Source organism: Curtobacterium sp. JUb34 (genome assembly GCF_003755065.1).
In the GTDB taxonomy this organism is placed as follows: domain Bacteria; phylum Actinomycetota; class Actinomycetes; order Actinomycetales; family Microbacteriaceae; genus Curtobacterium.
In genome coordinates this window covers 31,178-44,660 of record NZ_RJVH01000005.1, presented here as the reverse complement: position 1 = coordinate 44,660, position 13,483 = coordinate 31,178, and the positions used below count along the sequence as shown (strand labels likewise).

At 72.4% G+C, this 13,483-nt stretch carries 16 protein-coding genes; 11 read left to right on the top strand and 5 right to left on the bottom strand.

What is annotated here, in order from left to right:
* Positions 1-52: 52 nt before the first annotated feature.
* Positions 53-691: a TetR/AcrR family transcriptional regulator gene (locus EDF63_RS16770; RefSeq protein WP_185021486.1), complete on the bottom strand. Its 639-nt coding sequence runs from the start codon at positions 689-691 to the stop codon at positions 53-55.
* A gap of 184 nt (positions 692-875) precedes the next feature.
* Between EDF63_RS16770 and EDF63_RS16765 the strand changes: the two genes are divergently transcribed.
* The 6 genes from EDF63_RS16765 (at position 876) to EDF63_RS18790 (ending at position 5,823) form a co-directional block, all read left to right on the top strand.
* Complete coding sequence (locus EDF63_RS16765) at positions 876-2,357, top strand: mannitol dehydrogenase family protein (RefSeq protein ID WP_123314142.1); 1,482 nt, start codon at positions 876-878, stop codon at positions 2,355-2,357.
* A gap of 107 nt (positions 2,358-2,464) precedes the next feature.
* Positions 2,465-3,160, top strand: coding sequence for a YafY family protein (locus EDF63_RS16760; protein WP_123314141.1), 696 nt, complete (start codon positions 2,465-2,467; stop codon positions 3,158-3,160).
* Positions 3,161-3,267: 107 nt separating this feature from the next.
* Positions 3,268-3,639, top strand: a complete 372-nt coding sequence (locus EDF63_RS16755) for a VOC family protein (protein ID WP_123314140.1) — start codon at positions 3,268-3,270, stop codon at positions 3,637-3,639.
* 38 nt (positions 3,640-3,677) lie between these two features.
* On the top strand, positions 3,678-4,406 hold the full coding sequence (locus EDF63_RS16750; protein ID WP_123314139.1) for an alpha/beta fold hydrolase: 729 nt from the start codon (positions 3,678-3,680) through the stop codon (positions 4,404-4,406).
* On the top strand, positions 4,403-5,254 hold the full coding sequence (locus tag EDF63_RS16745) for an MBL fold metallo-hydrolase (protein ID WP_123314138.1): 852 nt from the start codon (positions 4,403-4,405) through the stop codon (positions 5,252-5,254). The genes EDF63_RS16750 and EDF63_RS16745 overlap by 4 nt, the downstream gene beginning before the upstream one ends.
* The gene (locus EDF63_RS18790; RefSeq protein ID WP_185021485.1) at positions 5,251-5,823 is read left to right on the top strand and encodes a TetR family transcriptional regulator; all 573 of its coding nucleotides are present in this window, start codon (positions 5,251-5,253) and stop codon (positions 5,821-5,823) included. The genes EDF63_RS16745 and EDF63_RS18790 overlap by 4 nt, the downstream gene beginning before the upstream one ends.
* 78 nt (positions 5,824-5,901) lie before the next feature.
* Here EDF63_RS18790 and EDF63_RS16735 read toward each other — a convergent pair whose 3' ends face one another.
* A complete protein-coding gene (locus EDF63_RS16735; protein WP_123314137.1) occupies positions 5,902-6,468 on the bottom strand; it encodes a GNAT family N-acetyltransferase in 567 nt (188 codons plus the stop codon).
* Positions 6,469-6,477: 9 nt separating this feature from the next.
* Positions 6,478-7,473 (bottom strand): alpha/beta hydrolase, encoded by a 996-nt coding sequence (locus tag EDF63_RS16730; RefSeq protein ID WP_123314136.1) that lies wholly within the window; start codon positions 7,471-7,473, stop codon positions 6,478-6,480.
* Between the two features lie 113 nt (positions 7,474-7,586).
* Here EDF63_RS16730 and EDF63_RS16725 point away from each other — a divergent pair, with 113 nt between their 5' ends.
* From EDF63_RS16725 to EDF63_RS16710, 4 genes are read left to right on the top strand one after another with little or no spacing between them, the layout of a single operon-like run.
* Positions 7,587-8,498 carry an ABC transporter ATP-binding protein gene (locus EDF63_RS16725; RefSeq protein ID WP_123314135.1) on the top strand — a complete coding sequence of 304 codons (912 nt, stop codon included), beginning with the start codon at positions 7,587-7,589 and terminating at the stop codon, positions 8,496-8,498.
* Positions 8,495-9,391, top strand: coding sequence for an ABC transporter permease subunit (locus tag EDF63_RS16720; protein WP_185021484.1), 897 nt, complete (start codon positions 8,495-8,497; stop codon positions 9,389-9,391). Before EDF63_RS16725 ends, EDF63_RS16720 begins: the two co-directional genes overlap by 4 nt.
* Entirely contained in the window at positions 9,388-10,677 is a 1,290-nt protein-coding gene (locus tag EDF63_RS16715; protein WP_123314133.1) for a sensor histidine kinase, read from the top strand. The genes EDF63_RS16720 and EDF63_RS16715 overlap by 4 nt, the downstream gene beginning before the upstream one ends.
* Positions 10,674-11,330 carry a response regulator transcription factor gene (locus EDF63_RS16710; RefSeq protein WP_123314132.1) on the top strand — a complete coding sequence of 219 codons (657 nt, stop codon included), beginning with the start codon at positions 10,674-10,676 and terminating at the stop codon, positions 11,328-11,330. The genes EDF63_RS16715 and EDF63_RS16710 overlap by 4 nt, the downstream gene beginning before the upstream one ends.
* A 30-nt stretch (positions 11,331-11,360) precedes the next feature.
* Here the strand turns inward: EDF63_RS16710 and EDF63_RS18450 are convergent, their stop codons facing one another.
* Positions 11,361-11,549 carry a hypothetical protein gene (locus EDF63_RS18450; RefSeq protein ID WP_148061809.1) on the bottom strand — a complete coding sequence of 63 codons (189 nt, stop codon included), beginning with the start codon at positions 11,547-11,549 and terminating at the stop codon, positions 11,361-11,363.
* 82 nt (positions 11,550-11,631) lie between these two features.
* Between EDF63_RS18450 and EDF63_RS16705 the strand changes: the two genes are divergently transcribed.
* Positions 11,632-12,477 carry a pentapeptide repeat-containing protein gene (locus tag EDF63_RS16705; protein WP_123314131.1) on the top strand — a complete coding sequence of 282 codons (846 nt, stop codon included), beginning with the start codon at positions 11,632-11,634 and terminating at the stop codon, positions 12,475-12,477.
* A 6-nt stretch (positions 12,478-12,483) separates the two neighbouring features.
* Here EDF63_RS16705 and EDF63_RS16700 read toward each other — a convergent pair whose 3' ends face one another.
* The gene (locus EDF63_RS16700) at positions 12,484-13,413 is read right to left on the bottom strand and encodes an NADP-dependent oxidoreductase (protein ID WP_185021483.1); all 930 of its coding nucleotides are present in this window, start codon (positions 13,411-13,413) and stop codon (positions 12,484-12,486) included.
* Positions 13,414-13,483: the final 70 nt, after the last annotated feature.

The following is a 13,483-nucleotide window of genomic DNA, read 5'->3' as shown; positions in this document are numbered from 1 at the left end:
TGCAGGTGCTGTGTGGAGCGGGGTGCGCCGGTGGACCCCTGGGAGGGACGTGTCAGTCGGTGGGCATGTAGCCGCTGCGGACGCTGTGCACGAGTCGTGCCAGCAGGGCGTCCCAGTCGGCGACGGACTGCTCGTCGATCGCGGGGCCGGAGGTGGCCAGCCAGTGTTCCGCGATCACGACGATGCCGCTCATGAGCGACTCGACGAGCAGGGCGGCATCGAGGGGATCGGCCGCCGGGTAGCGGCGTGCGACCTCGTCACGCAGTCGCTCGGTGACCCGGGAGAACGCCGTCTGGGTGAGGACCGCGGCCTTCGGGTCGTCCTTGCCCGGGTCGCCGAGGATCCGGTACATGCTCGAGATCGCGGCCGCCAGGTCGGCGCCGCGTGCGGCGGACTCGAGCTCGTCGAACATCGAGGCCCGGCTGCCGTCGCCGATCGGGGTGCGCGCCATGTCGGCGAGGAACCGGTCGATGATCACGGACAGTTCCTGCTCGCACACGGCCAGCAGGACCTCGTCGAGCGAGGCGAAGTGGTTGAACACCGTGCGCCGGGCGATGTCGGCCCGCGCCGCCAGGTCGTCGACGCTGAACTCACGGCCGCCGCGTTCGTCGATCAGGTCACGAGCGGCCTGCAGGATCGCCGCACGGTGCTTCGCCTTGAGGGCGGCGCGGCGGTCGGTCGTGAGGGTCACAGATGAGAACACTAGGTGCATCGATGCACTCGGTGCAACGAGCAGGAGTACATCTTCAGGTTCGTACCCCGCGGTGGAAACACGGTTCTGAACAGATGTGCACGTGGTTGACTGCACCCAGCACGACCGCCGGTGCGACCGGCGGCGCGACCGCCAGCACGCCCGCCGTACGAAGGAGTACCCGATGCCCGTCCGCCTGTCCCCGGAGACCCTCGACGAGATCGCCGCGAGCGGCGTCGCCGTCCCGACCTACGACCGCAGCGGGATCACCGCCGGCATCGTGCACTTCGGCGTCGGCGGCTTCCACCGTGCGCACCAGGCGATGGTGATCGACCGACTGCTCCAGCAGGGCGAAGCGCGTGAGTACGGCATCTGCGGCGTCGGTGTCCTCGAACAGGACCGCCGGATGGCCACCGCGATGGCGGAGCAGGGCGGGCTCTACACGCTCGTCCTCAAGCACCCGGACGGCACCCGCGAGTCCCGCGTCGTCGGCAGCATCGTCGACTACCTGCTCGCGGTCGACGACCCGGACGCCGTGGTCGAGAAGATGGCGCACCCGGACACCAGGATCGTCAGCCTGACCATCACAGAGGGCGGCTACAACTTCGACCACGTCACCGGCGAGTTCGTCGCGGACGAACCCGGCGTCGCGGCCGACCTGCGCGGTGACGGCCCGCCCCGCACGGTGTTCGGCCTCGTCGTCGAAGCCCTGCGTCGACGGCGTGACCGCGGCGAGCAGCCGTTCACCGTGATGTCGTGCGACAACATCCAGGGCAACGGCCACGTCGCCCGTGACATGTTCACCGCCTACGCGCGCCTGCAGGACCCGGCGTTCGCGGACTGGATGGACGAGCACGTGTCGTTCCCGAACTCGATGGTCGACCGCATCACGCCGGTCACCGCCGACGAGGACCGCGCCTGGGTCCGCGACGAGCTCGGCATCGAGGACGCCTGGCCCGTCGTCGCCGAACCCTTCTTCCAGTGGGTGCTCGAGGACGACCACCCCGCGGGGCGCCCGCCGTACCAGGACGCCGACGTGCAGATCGTCGAGGACGTCGAGCCGTACGAGCTCATGAAGCTCCGGCTGCTCAACGCCTCGCACCAGGGCCTGTGCTACTTCGGGTACCTGTCCGGGTACCGGTACGCGCACGAGGCCACGCAGGACCCGGCGATCGCCACCTTCCTGCGCCGGTACATGGACGAAGAGGGCTCGCCGACCCTGCACCCCGTACCCGGCATCGACCTCGAGGACTACAAGTCCACCCTCATCGAGCGCTTCCAAAACCCCGAGGTCCGCGACACCCTGGCCCGGCTCTGCGCCGAGTCGAGCGACCGGATCCCGAAGTGGCTGCTGCCCGTTGTGCGCGAGAACCTCGCCGCCGACCGCCCCGTCACGCTGTCCGCCGGCATCGTCGCGTCGTGGGCGCGCTACGACGAGGGCACGGACGAGTCCGGCGAGCCGATCGAGATCGTCGACCGGCTGGCCGAACCGCTGCACCGCATCGCGCTCACCCAGCGCGACGACCGGCTCGCCTTCATCGCGAACCGCCAGGTCTTCGGCGACCTGATCGACGACGAGCGGTTCGTCGCGGCGTACCGCGACGCTCTCGACGGGCTCATCGCCGACGGCGCCCACGCCACGGTCGAACGCTTGTCGCGTTCCTGACGCGACCCGCGCCCTGCGCGTGGCGGCATGGCGGACGGGAGGCCCGTGGCGGCGTCGCCACGGGCCTCCCGTCCGATGCCGGTCGCGTCACGGGCTATGGTCGCGTCGTGAACCGGACCGACCGCCTGTACGCGCTCGTCGAGGAGCTCCGCGCCGCGGCGCCCGCCCTGCGGAGCGCACGCCGTCTCGCCGAGCGGTTCGGGGTGAGCGTGCGCACGGTGGAGCGGGACCTGCTGACCCTGCAGCAGGCCGGCGTGCCGATCTGGGCCGAGCCCGGCAGGACCGGCGGGTACACGATCGACGCCCGTGCGACGCTCCCGCCGCTCGGGCTGACCGTCGACGAGGCGCTCGCGGTGGCGATCGGCCTCGGCACGCTCGGTTCCAGCCCCTTCCGGGACGCGGCTCGCAGCGCCGCCCGCAAGGTCACCGCGGTGCTGGCCGAGGACGACGCCCGACGGGCAGCGCGGCTCGCGAGCCGGGTGCACCTGCTCGAGTCGGGGGAGCGCACACCTGCTCCCACGGCGCTCGCCGGTGCACTGACCGGCGGGCGCGTCGTCCGGATGCGGTACCGCGACGCAGCGGGCGCGGAGACCGATCGCGTCGTCGAACCGCTCGGGTACATCGGGAAGGGCGAGGACTGGTACCTCGTCGCGTGGTGCCGGTTGCGTGACGGCGTCCGGGCCTTCCGCGGTGACCGGGTGCTGGCGGTCGAGGAGACCGACGAGCCGGCACCGCCGCGGGTGGTCCACCTCGACGAACTCGACATCCCGCACGGCGTGCTGCGTCCGGTGCTCGGCGACTGAGCCGCCCGATCCGCGTGCTGATCCACCGAAACACCGACAGGACGCTGTCGCGGTGGTCCCGCAGGCTCGACGAGTCCGGTCACGGTGGCCGGCCAGGAGGGCTCACCATGCAGTTCGCATCCATCCGGATCATCACCGACGACCTCGACGGGATGGTGCGGTTCTACGAGCTTGTCACCGGCACCACGGCACGGCGGCCGGCCCCGGTCTTCGCCGAGATCGTGACCGGGGGACTGGTCCTGGCGCTCGCGACGCCCGCGACCGTGGCGATGCTCGGACCGGCTGCGCCGGAGCCCGGCACGAACGGCGGCGTGTTCCTCGAGTTCGTGGTGGCCGACGTCGACGCCGTGTTCGCAGGGCTGCGTGGTGATCTCGACGACGTGGTGCTGCCGCCGACGACGATGCCGTGGGGCAACCGGTCGGCGCTGTTCCGCGACCCCGACCGTAACCTCGCGAACCTCTTCAGTCGCCCCGCTTGAGCATGTATTCTGTCAGTCACTGACAGAATCGAGTGCGCATGCAGCTCCACGTCGAGACCCACGGACACGGCCCGGTCCGGGTCGGACTCGTGCACGGCATCCTCGGTTCGGCGCTGGTGTGGCGCGACCTCGTGTCCCACGCCGACCCGGACCGGTACACGTTCCTCGTGCCGGACCTCCGGGGTCACGGCGAGAGCGACCGCGCGGCGTCGTACACGCTCGCCGCGTTCGCCGACGACCTCGCCGAGACGCTGCCGCAGGGCCTCGACGCCGTGGTCGGGCACTCGCTCGGCGGACGGGTCCTGTTCGACGCCGTCGACCGGCTCCGCCCTGCCCGCGCCGTGTACCTCGACCCCGGCTTCCACCTGCGGGCACCGGGGCGGAGCGTGCTCGGTCGGGCGTTCTGGGCGCTGCCGGGTCTGCAGCCCCTGCTCGTGAAGGCGTACGACCGCACCGATCCGCGGTGGGGTCCGGCGAACGTCGCCCGTGCCGAGGAGAGCCACCGGCACTGGGACCGCACGATGCTGCGCGACGTCCTGCGCGAGGTCGCGACGACCCCGGTGGCGCCGACCGCTCCGTTCGTACGGTCGACGCTCGTGCTGACCGACGACGGCCGGCACGTGGTGCCCGAGGCCGAGGTGCCGGTGTACGAGCGCCTCGGATGGGACGTCGAACGGGTTGCCGGGGTGCACCACGACCTCGCGATGGAGGACGCCGCGCGCACGATGCGGCTGCTCGACGACGTGCTCGGCGGTGCCCACGCATGAGCGTCACCACGGTCTTCGGCGGGGTGTCCAACGTCCTCGTCTCCGACGGCACGACTTCGCTGCTCGTGGACGGCTTCTTCAGCCGGCCCTCGTTCCCGCGGCTGATGCTCGGCCGGCTCCGCCCGGACGTCACCCGGATCGAGGACGCGCTCGCCCGGTTCGACGTCGACCACCTCGATGCCGTGCTCGTGTCCCACTCGCACGCCGACCACGCCCTCGACGCCCCCGTGGTCGCGGACCGCACCGGGGCGGAACTCGGCGGTTCGGCGTCCACCCGGATGATCGCCACCGGGTACGGGCTCGACCGGGTGCCCTTCCGGGACCTCCACGATCGCGAGTCGTTCGCGGTGGGGGCCTTCACGGTCACGCCGCTGCACGCGCTGCACAGCGACGGCGATGCGGTGCCGGGCGAGATCACCGAGCCGGTCACCCTGCCGGCCCGGATGCGCGACTTCCGCACCGGCGGGTGTTCCTCGTTCCTGTTCGAGCACCCGGACGGCTCCGTACTGGTGCACCCCACGGCGAACTTCATCCCCGGAGCGTTCGCGGGGCTCCACGCCGACACCGTCTACCTGGGTGCGGGCGCCGCCGGTGCGAAGCCGACGGCCTGGATCGAGCAGTACTGGCAGGAGACCGTCGGCGCCCTGCGTCCGAGCGTCGTCCGGCCGGTGCACTGGGACGCGTTCTGGCGTCCGTTGACCCGTCCGCTCACGCCCCTGCCGAAGAAGCTCGACCGCCTCGACGTCACGATGCGCGCGTTCACACGGCTGGCGGACGCCGACGGTGTCGACCTCCGGCTGCCGGCGCTCTGGCAGCGCGAGACGGTCTCCGCGCGGTCGGTGTCGTGACGGAGGTCCGGGCGCAGAACCGCCGAGCGCAGAACCGCCGGGCGACGGAGCGTGCCGTCGAGGACGCCGCGGTCGCGCTGGTCGGCGCGCGCGGGTTCGACCTCGTCACCGGCGCCGAGATCGCCACCGAGGCGGGCATCACCGAGCGCACGTTCTTCCGGTACTGCGCCTCGAAGGTCGACGCGTTCCTGTTCGTCTCGCGCGACGTCCACGACGCCGTCACCGACGCCGTGACCGGCCCGGTGACGTTCGCCGCGTTGACCGAGGTGATCGCCGAGGTGCTCGTGGTGTTCGAACGCGACCGGAGCGACGACCTCGACCGCCTGGTCCGGGTGCGCGCACTGCTCGTCGCCGACCCGGCACTGCTGTCCGCCGTGCTCGAGCGGGACGCCGCACGGACGCTCGAGCTGCAGTCGGCGTGGCAGGGCGCCGACCGGTTCGCGGTGCCGTTGGCCCTGCTCGCGCTGCGCGCCGCGTTCGACGCGTGGGCGGAGCACCCAGCGGGGGAGTCGCTCAGCGCGGCGTTCCGGCGCACGTGCAGCGCGCTCCGGACGGCCACCGGCGGCTGATCGCGCTTCGCGCACTGGACGCATCCGCCCTGCGGGCTGGAGGATGCGTGGCGGGCGTCACCCGGGCCTCCCGTCCGCTCAGTCGTCGGGGAGCACGTCGTCGTCCCACGGCACCGGCGTCGTCTCGCCCGTCTCCCAGTCGTGGCGCAGGATCCCGTAGCCGACCGACGCGACCGCGCGGCCGCCCTCGATCGGCCACCCTTCGCGGTAGTGCGCCTCCTTGACCCACCCAGCGCGCACGAAGACCCGGCGCATCGCCGTGTTGTCCTCGCGGGTCTGCCCCTCGAACCGGGTCACCGACGGCAGGGTGCCGAAGACGTGGTCGGTGACCGCGCGCAGCGTCGGGACGCCGAGTCCGCGACCGCGGAACGCACCGGCGATGCGCAGGTCGAACAGCGGGACCGGGTCTTCCAGGTCCTCGAGCCGGACGAACCCGACGCGACCGTGCTCCGCGTGGTCGATCCAGTAGGAGTCGTGCTCGTCGTCGCGGTAGGACCCGGAGTCCAATGCCTCGACGGCGTCCGCCCGGCTCCACGTCCGCCGCACGTGGAAGGGGAACTCCTCGGTCGACAGGAAGTCGACGAGGGCGTCGTGGTCGACCCCGGTCGGGTCGAGGCGGGTCAGCCGGACGGAGCGGTCGGTCATCCCGCCACGCTAGCGGGGGAGCAACGTCGTGGCCCACCGCCCGATCGCGTCGTACGCCTGCTCCCGCACGTCGGGCGCGGACAGCACCACGTCGTGGACCGCGCCGGCGAGCCGCCGCACCGTGACCTCGTCACCGAGCGACAGCGCGCGGTGCGCCACCGTGTCGACGTTCAGCGCGACGTCGGCGTGCGCCATCCCGGGGTCCCACCGGGGCTGCAACATGCTCTTGTCGCTGAGCATGACCAGCACGGGGACCTGGATGCCGAGCCCGTGCTCGACCTTGTCCTGTCCCGCGAACACCGCCGCGAGCCACCCGGGGTGCAGGGGGAACCCGCGGTCCGGCCGCCACTGCTGGTCGTACGTCCACGTGCCTTCGCCGGCAGCCGACACGGTGCGCGTGTAGAACCCGGGGTCGACGGCCGGCATCGGAGCGAGGGGGTTCCGCTTCGCGCCGAGCTTGATGACGGGCGCGACGATCGCCCGGCCCACGGCGGTCGCCTGGAACTCGAGCCAAGGACTGTTCAGGATGATCCCGTCGACGAGTTCCGGGTGCCGCGCAGCCCAGAGCGACAGCGTCAGACCGCCGGTGGAGTGCCCCATCAGCACGAGCCGCCGCTCGCCGGGGCCGGGGTGCTCGGCGGAGACGGCGTCGAGCGCAGCGGCGATGTCCTCGTCGTACACCGCCAGGTCGTCGACGTTGCCCGGGGTCTGGTGCGGGCGGAGACTCCGGCCGTACTTCCGCAGGTCCAGTGCGTGGAAGCGGGCACCGAGCCGTTCGAGCCGCTCGGCGAGCTCCGTCTGGAAGAAGTAGTCCGACCACCCGTGCACGTACAGCACGTCAGCGCCGTGCAGCGGTCCGCGCCCGTGCAGCAACAGGTCGGTCGGGGTGTGGCGACGACGGACCAGGGTGGCGACGACGGGCCCCTCGGGGTCGGTGCCGAGCGGGAGTTCGAGTCGCTCGTAGGGCGCCCCGAGGACGTCCTCGTGCCAGCGCTGGACGACCATGTCCCCACCGTATCCGGCACCGCTGCGGGTGGTACCGGGGTACCACGACCGCCCCGCGGAGATCGTCTGCGACGGCGATGTGCCGGACCCGGCCGTCTCCGTACCGTTGCCGCATGATCGAGATCCAGAACCTCACCAAGCGCTACGGCGAGAAGGTCGCCGTCGACGACGTGTCCTTCACGGTGCGTCCCGGCGTCGTCACCGGCTTCCTCGGTCCGAACGGCGCCGGCAAGTCCACCACGATGCGCGCCGTCGTCGGGCTGGACCGGCCCACCTCGGGTACCGCCCACGTCGACGGGCGCCCCTACCGTGAACTGCGCGACCCACTGCGTCGCGTCGGCGCGCTGCTCGAGGCGAAGGCCGTCCACAAGGGCCGCAGCGCCTTCGACCACCTGTCGGCGCTCGCCGCGACGCACCGGATCCCGGCGGCCCGCGTGCACGAGGTCATCGGGATGACCGGCCTCGAGAACGTCGCGAAGAAGCGCGTCGGCGGGTTCTCGCTCGGCATGGGGCAGCGGCTCGGGATCGCGGCGGCCCTGCTCGGCGACCCGCAGACGCTGATCCTCGACGAGCCGGTCAACGGCCTCGACCCCGAGGGCGTCGTGTGGGTGCGTCGGCTCGCCCGCAGCCTGGCCGCCGAGGGGCGTGCGGTGTTCATCTCGAGCCACCTGATGAGCGAGATGGCCCTGACCGCCGACCGCATCGTCGTGATGGGCCGCGGCCGCGTGCTCGCGGACACGGACATCGCGGACCTGGTGGCCGCCGCCACGGAGCGGTCGGTCACCGTGCGGACGCCGGAGCCCGAGCGGCTCCTCGACGCGATCGCCGGACCGGACGTCACCATCGGCTACGAGGGCGACGGGTCGTTGCAGGTCCGCGGCCTCGGTGCCGAGCAGATCGGTGAGGCAGCGGGTGCTGCCCGCATCGTCCTGCACCAGCTCGCCACCACCGAGGCGAGCCTGGAGCAGGCCTACCTCGAACTCACGCACGACCAGGTCGAGTACCGATCGGAGGTGGCCCGGTGAGCGCGGTCACGAGCAACACCCCGCCGCGGCACGACGGAGCCGGCAGCCACTCGTCCGGCGTCCACTCGTCCGGCATCCACTCGTCCGGCATCCACTTCTCCGGCGTCCTGCGCTCGGAGTGGATCAAGCTCCGCTCGCTGCGGTCGACGGCGTGGAGCTTCCTGCTGGTGCTCGTCCTGCCGATCGGCATCGGCGTGCTGTTGGCGGCCTTCGCGGACACCGGCCGGCAGGGGCTCACCGGCGACGCGGCGCGGAACGCCCTGGTGCAGTACTGCACGAGCGGCACGATGCTCTCGTCGCTGATCGTCGCGGTGATCGGCGCTCTCGTGGTCACCGGCGAGTACGGCACCGGCATGATCCGCTCCTCGTTCGCGGCGGTCCCGCGGCGGTCGGTCGCGCTGGCGGCGAAGGCGATCGTCCTCGCCGTGGTCGTCTTCGTCACGAGCGCCGTGAGCGTGTGGGCAACCGCCTTCATCACCCTGCCGATCGCGGCGGGGCGGAACGTCGAGGCGTCGCTGGACGCGAGCGTCGCGATGCCGTTGCTCGGCGCCTCGGTCTACCTGACGCTCATCGCGCTGCTCGCCTTCGCGGTCGGGGTGGTCCTGCGTTCCACCGCCGGGGCGATCGCGGGTGTGCTCGGGCTGATGCTCGTCGCCCCGGTCGTGGTGCAGCTGGTGCAGTCGTTCACCGGAGCGGAGTGGCTCGGCACGCTGACCAACCTGCTGCCGCAGAACGCCGGCCAACCGCTCATGCAGTTCGGCACCGAGGTGACGTCGGGGTGGCACGACGGCGTCCTAGCCTTGGGGGGATGGAGCGGATTCGCGGTACTGCTGGCCTGGGTGGTCGTCGCCTCGGTGACGGCGCTCGCCCTGGTCGAGAAGCGGGACGCGTGACCTCTGCCGACCTCGCCCCCGGTGCCGTCCAGGACGGCGCCGGGGGCATCGCCCTGCCCGACGCACCCGGCCGACTCCGGCGGTTCTGGGCGCGCCACCCGGTCCTGACCGATGCGCTGCTCATGGTCTTCTGGGGCGCGATCGAGGTCCTCGTGGCGTTCCGGAGTGCGTGGCAGGTCGACGGGAGCCCCGCCGCTCGGCTCACGGTCGTCGTCCTCGTGGTCATCGCCGTCTCCGGCATCCCGCTCCGGCGCACGCACCCCGCGGCGACGGCCGTGCTCGGCCTCGCATCCGTCGTCGCGATGACGTGGACCCAGGCCGGGTACTCGCCGGTGCTCTTCACCGTCTACGCCGCGACCGTGTGGTGGTCGCGTGCCGCCGGATGGTGGACGGCTGCGGTCGCCACGGTGCTGGCCGCCGGGGCAACGGCCCTGCGCGTCTGGGTGGTCGCGCCCGGGTCCGGCGGGCTCGCCGACGTCCTGTACCCCCAGCCCACGGCCTTCCTGCTCGCAGCGGTGCTGATCGGGATCAACGTCGCCAACCGCCGTCGCTACACGCAGGCCCTGATCGACCGCGCGCACCAGCTGGCCCGGGAGCGCGACCAGCAGGCGCAGCTCGCCACCGCCGCGGAGCGGGCCCGGATCGCGCGCGAGATGCACGACATCGTGTCCCACTCGCTCACGGTGATGGTGCGGCTGGCCGAGGGCGCGGCGGCCGGGGCCTCCGCCGGGCCGTCGTCCGGCGGGGCCGAGTCCGCAGCGACGACGGCCATGCGCGGAGTCGCCGACGTCGGCCGCGGCGCGATGGGGGACATGCGCCGCATGCTCGGGGTGCTCGGCGGCGACGGGGAACCCGCGCTCGCGCCGCAGCCGGGCGTCCACGACGTCCCGCAACTCGTCGACCGGTTCCGTGCGCTGGGCACGCCCGTCGCCCTCGAGCTCGTCGGCGTCGTCCCCGAGGACGACGCCCTGCAGCTCGCCGTGTACCGGGTCGTGCAGGAGGGCCTCACCAACACCGCCCGGCACGCGCAGCACGTCCGATCGGTGGACGTCCAGGTGGCCGCGTCCGCCACCGAGGTCACCGTGGTCGTCACCGACGACGGTCGGACGGGAGACCCGGCTCGGCCCGACGGGTCGGCGCACGCCCCAGGGGGGTCGGGTCGAGGGCTCATCGGGATCGAGGAGCGCATCCGCGCGCTGGGTGGGCAGGTTCGCGCGGGCTCCCGCGACGGCACCGACGGTTGGCAGATCCGGGCGACGATCCCGGTCAGGACGGAGGACCGATGATCCGCGTCGCGATCGTCGACGACCAGCAACTCATCCGGACCGGGTTCCGGCTGCTGCTCGAGGCGCAACCCGACATCGAGGTCGTCGGTGAGGCCGGCGACGGCGGTGCGGGCGTGCGGCTCGTCCGTGCCCTGCGTCCGGACGTCGTGCTGATGGACGTCCGGATGCCCCACGTCGACGGCGTCACGGCGACGGCCGCGATCGTCGAGCAGGTCCCCGAGACCCGCGTGCTCGTGCTGACGACCTTCGACCTGGACGAGTACGCGTTCGGTGGCCTGCGTGCCGGGGCAAGCGGGTTCCTGCTGAAGGACGTGAGCGCCGCGCAGCTCCTCGACGCCGTCCGGTCGGTGGCAGCGGGCGAGGCCGCCGTCTCACCGCGGGTGACGCGGCGGATGCTCGAGCTCTTCGGCTCCGTGCTGCCGGACGACCGGCCGGCGGGTCCGGACCCGCTGGAGCCCCTGACCCCGCGTGAGCGCGACGTGCTGCTCGCGATGGCCCGCGGGCTGTCGAACCCCGAGATCGCCGCGCACCTGGTGACCAGCGAGTCCACGGTCAAGACCCACGTCGGGCGAGTGCTCGGCAAGCTCGGGCTGCGCGACCGGGTGCACGCGGTGATCTTCGCCTACGAGCACGGACTGGTGCCGCGGTCCTGACGGGGCGCCGATCGCGCGGCGCGGGCGTGCTCAGCTGCGGGGAGCGCGCGAGAAGAACAGGGTGATCGCGCCGAGGGTGATGGACGCCACGATGAGCACCCAGGCGAGCACGGGGATCAGCCCGTCCCACGGGGTGAACAGGAGCACGATGCCGATCACCAGCACGACGGCGGCGGCGATCAGCACGAGGCGGTGCGGTCTTGCCGGGGTTCTGGTCACAGGTGCACCGTACGCGACGGGACTGCGGACGGGCGCAGTCGCGCGCCGCTAGCCTGGCCGCAGTGACACGTTCTCCCGCTCTGTGACGCAGAGCCCACCCAGTTCCGCCGACCGCTCGGGGCTCCGCGCTTCGTGCGGTGACTGCTTCGCCCTCTGCTGCACCGCGTTCGGGTTCCAGCGGTCCAGCGACTTCCCGATCGACAAGCCCGCAGGGACACCGTGCCGCAACCTGGCCGACGACTTCTCCTGCACGATCCACCAGGCCCTCCGCCCACGGGGCTTCACCGGATGCACCACCTTCGACTGCTTCGGGGCCGGCCAGTACGTCTCGCAGGTCCTGTTCGACGGCACGAGCTGGGTCGACGAACCCGACTCGAAGCCCGAGATGTTCCGGGCCTTCGCCGTCGCCCGGCAGCTCCACGAGATGCTCTGGTACCTGGCCGAGGCGGTGTCCCGCTCGACGACTCTGGGGTCGGCGGAAGTGCCGACGGTGCTCCGGGTCCGCATCCAGCAGATCCTCGACGGCGAGTTGGCCGACGTCCTCGCGGTGGACGTCGAGTCGCTCCGGTCCGAGGTCCGTTCTGTCCTGATCGACGTCAGCGCGGAGGCCCGAGGTGGGTACCCCGCCGCCGGCGACGCGGTCGGTGACCTGCACCCGTCGGCAGACCTGGCCGGCTGCGACCTCCGTGCCCGTTCCCTGGCCGGGGCCGACCTGCGCGGTGCGGTCCTGATCGCCGCGGACCTGCGGGGCTGCGACCTGTCGGGCGTGGACCTGCTCGGGGCGGACCTGCGCGATGCCCGGCTCGGGGGAGCGGACCTGTCGAACGCGGTGTTCCTGACTCAGCCCCAGGTGAACGCTGCCCAGGGCGACGCGTCCACGGTGCTCCCCGACGATCTGGAGCGCCCCGGGCACTGGTCCGTCCCGTGATCCGGGTCAGGGCAGGACGATGACCTTGCCGGCGATCCGACCGGCCGCGCCCTCGGCGTGCAGTGCGGGGAGCTCGGCGAGCGGGATGCGCCGCGTGACCTCGACTGTCAGGGCCCCGGCGTCCACCAGTGCGACGAGCTCCGCCAGGCGTTCGCGGTTCGGCAGGACGAACACGGTCGCTGCACGCACGCCTCGGGACTCGTCACCCGGGGTGGCCATGAACGCCGTCGTGCTCACGACGACCCCGCCGTCGCGGACCGCTGCGACGTCCGCCGCGAACTGCTCGGGATCGATCGCCGCCAGGTTGAGCAGCACGTCGACCTGACCGTCGAGTGCGCCGAGCACGTCGGTGTCGGTGTGGTCGATGACCTGGTCGGCTCCGGCGGCGCGCACGGCGTCGGCGCTGCGGGGGCTGGCCGTCGCGATGACGTGTGCCCCGGCGCGCTTCGCGAGCTGGACGGCATACTTGCCGACGACCCCACCGGCACCGATGACGAGCAGGCGCTGCCCGGAGCGCAGGTGACCGTCGTCGAAGAGCGCCTGCCACGCGGTCAGTGCGACGGACGGCAGGGCGGCGGCATCGGCCAGCGGCATGCCCGTGGGGGCGGCCACGACGGCCTCGGCCGGCGCGATGACGAACTCGGCGGCGCCGCCGTCGCGCTCCATGGGGAGGAACGCGATCACGGCGTCGCCCACGGACACACCGGTCACGCCGTCGCCGATCGCGTCGACCGTGCCGGAGACGTCGTAGCCGGGGACGTGCGGCAGCTCGATCGGGATCGGGAGGAAGCCGGCTCGCATGCCGTTGTCGGCCGCGTTGTAGGCGGAGGCTGCGACGCGCAGTCGCACCTGCCCTGCGGCGGGGACCGGCTGCTCGATCTCGCCGTACTGGAGGACCTCGGGTCCGCCGACTTCGTGGAACTGCACTGCCTTCATGGTGATGCCCTCTCCTGTTTGCTTCGAATTCGAAGCGCTTGTCGGAGACGCTAACACTGATTCGAACTCG

Bases quoted from the DNA above. Each gene is read 5' to 3' on its own strand.
- EDF63_RS16745 (WP_123314138.1), top strand. From the start codon at position 4,403: ATGAGCGTCACCACGGTCTTCGGCGGGGTGTCCAACGTCCTCGTCTCC.
- EDF63_RS16765 (WP_123314142.1), top strand. From the start codon at position 876: ATGCCCGTCCGCCTGTCCCCGGAGACCCTCGACGAGATCGCCGCGAGC.
- EDF63_RS16700 (WP_185021483.1), bottom strand. From the start codon at position 13,413: ATGAAGGCAGTGCAGTTCCACGAAGTCGGCGGACCCGAGGTCCTCCAG.
- EDF63_RS16755 (WP_123314140.1), top strand. From the start codon at position 3,268: ATGCAGTTCGCATCCATCCGGATCATCACCGACGACCTCGACGGGATG.
- EDF63_RS16735 (WP_123314137.1), bottom strand. From the start codon at position 6,468: ATGACCGACCGCTCCGTCCGGCTGACCCGCCTCGACCCGACCGGGGTC.
- EDF63_RS16710 (WP_123314132.1), top strand. From the start codon at position 10,674: ATGATCCGCGTCGCGATCGTCGACGACCAGCAACTCATCCGGACCGGG.
- EDF63_RS16750 (WP_123314139.1), top strand. From the start codon at position 3,678: ATGCAGCTCCACGTCGAGACCCACGGACACGGCCCGGTCCGGGTCGGA.
- EDF63_RS16730 (WP_123314136.1), bottom strand. From the start codon at position 7,473: ATGGTCGTCCAGCGCTGGCACGAGGACGTCCTCGGGGCGCCCTACGAG.
- EDF63_RS16725 (WP_123314135.1), top strand. From the start codon at position 7,587: ATGATCGAGATCCAGAACCTCACCAAGCGCTACGGCGAGAAGGTCGCC.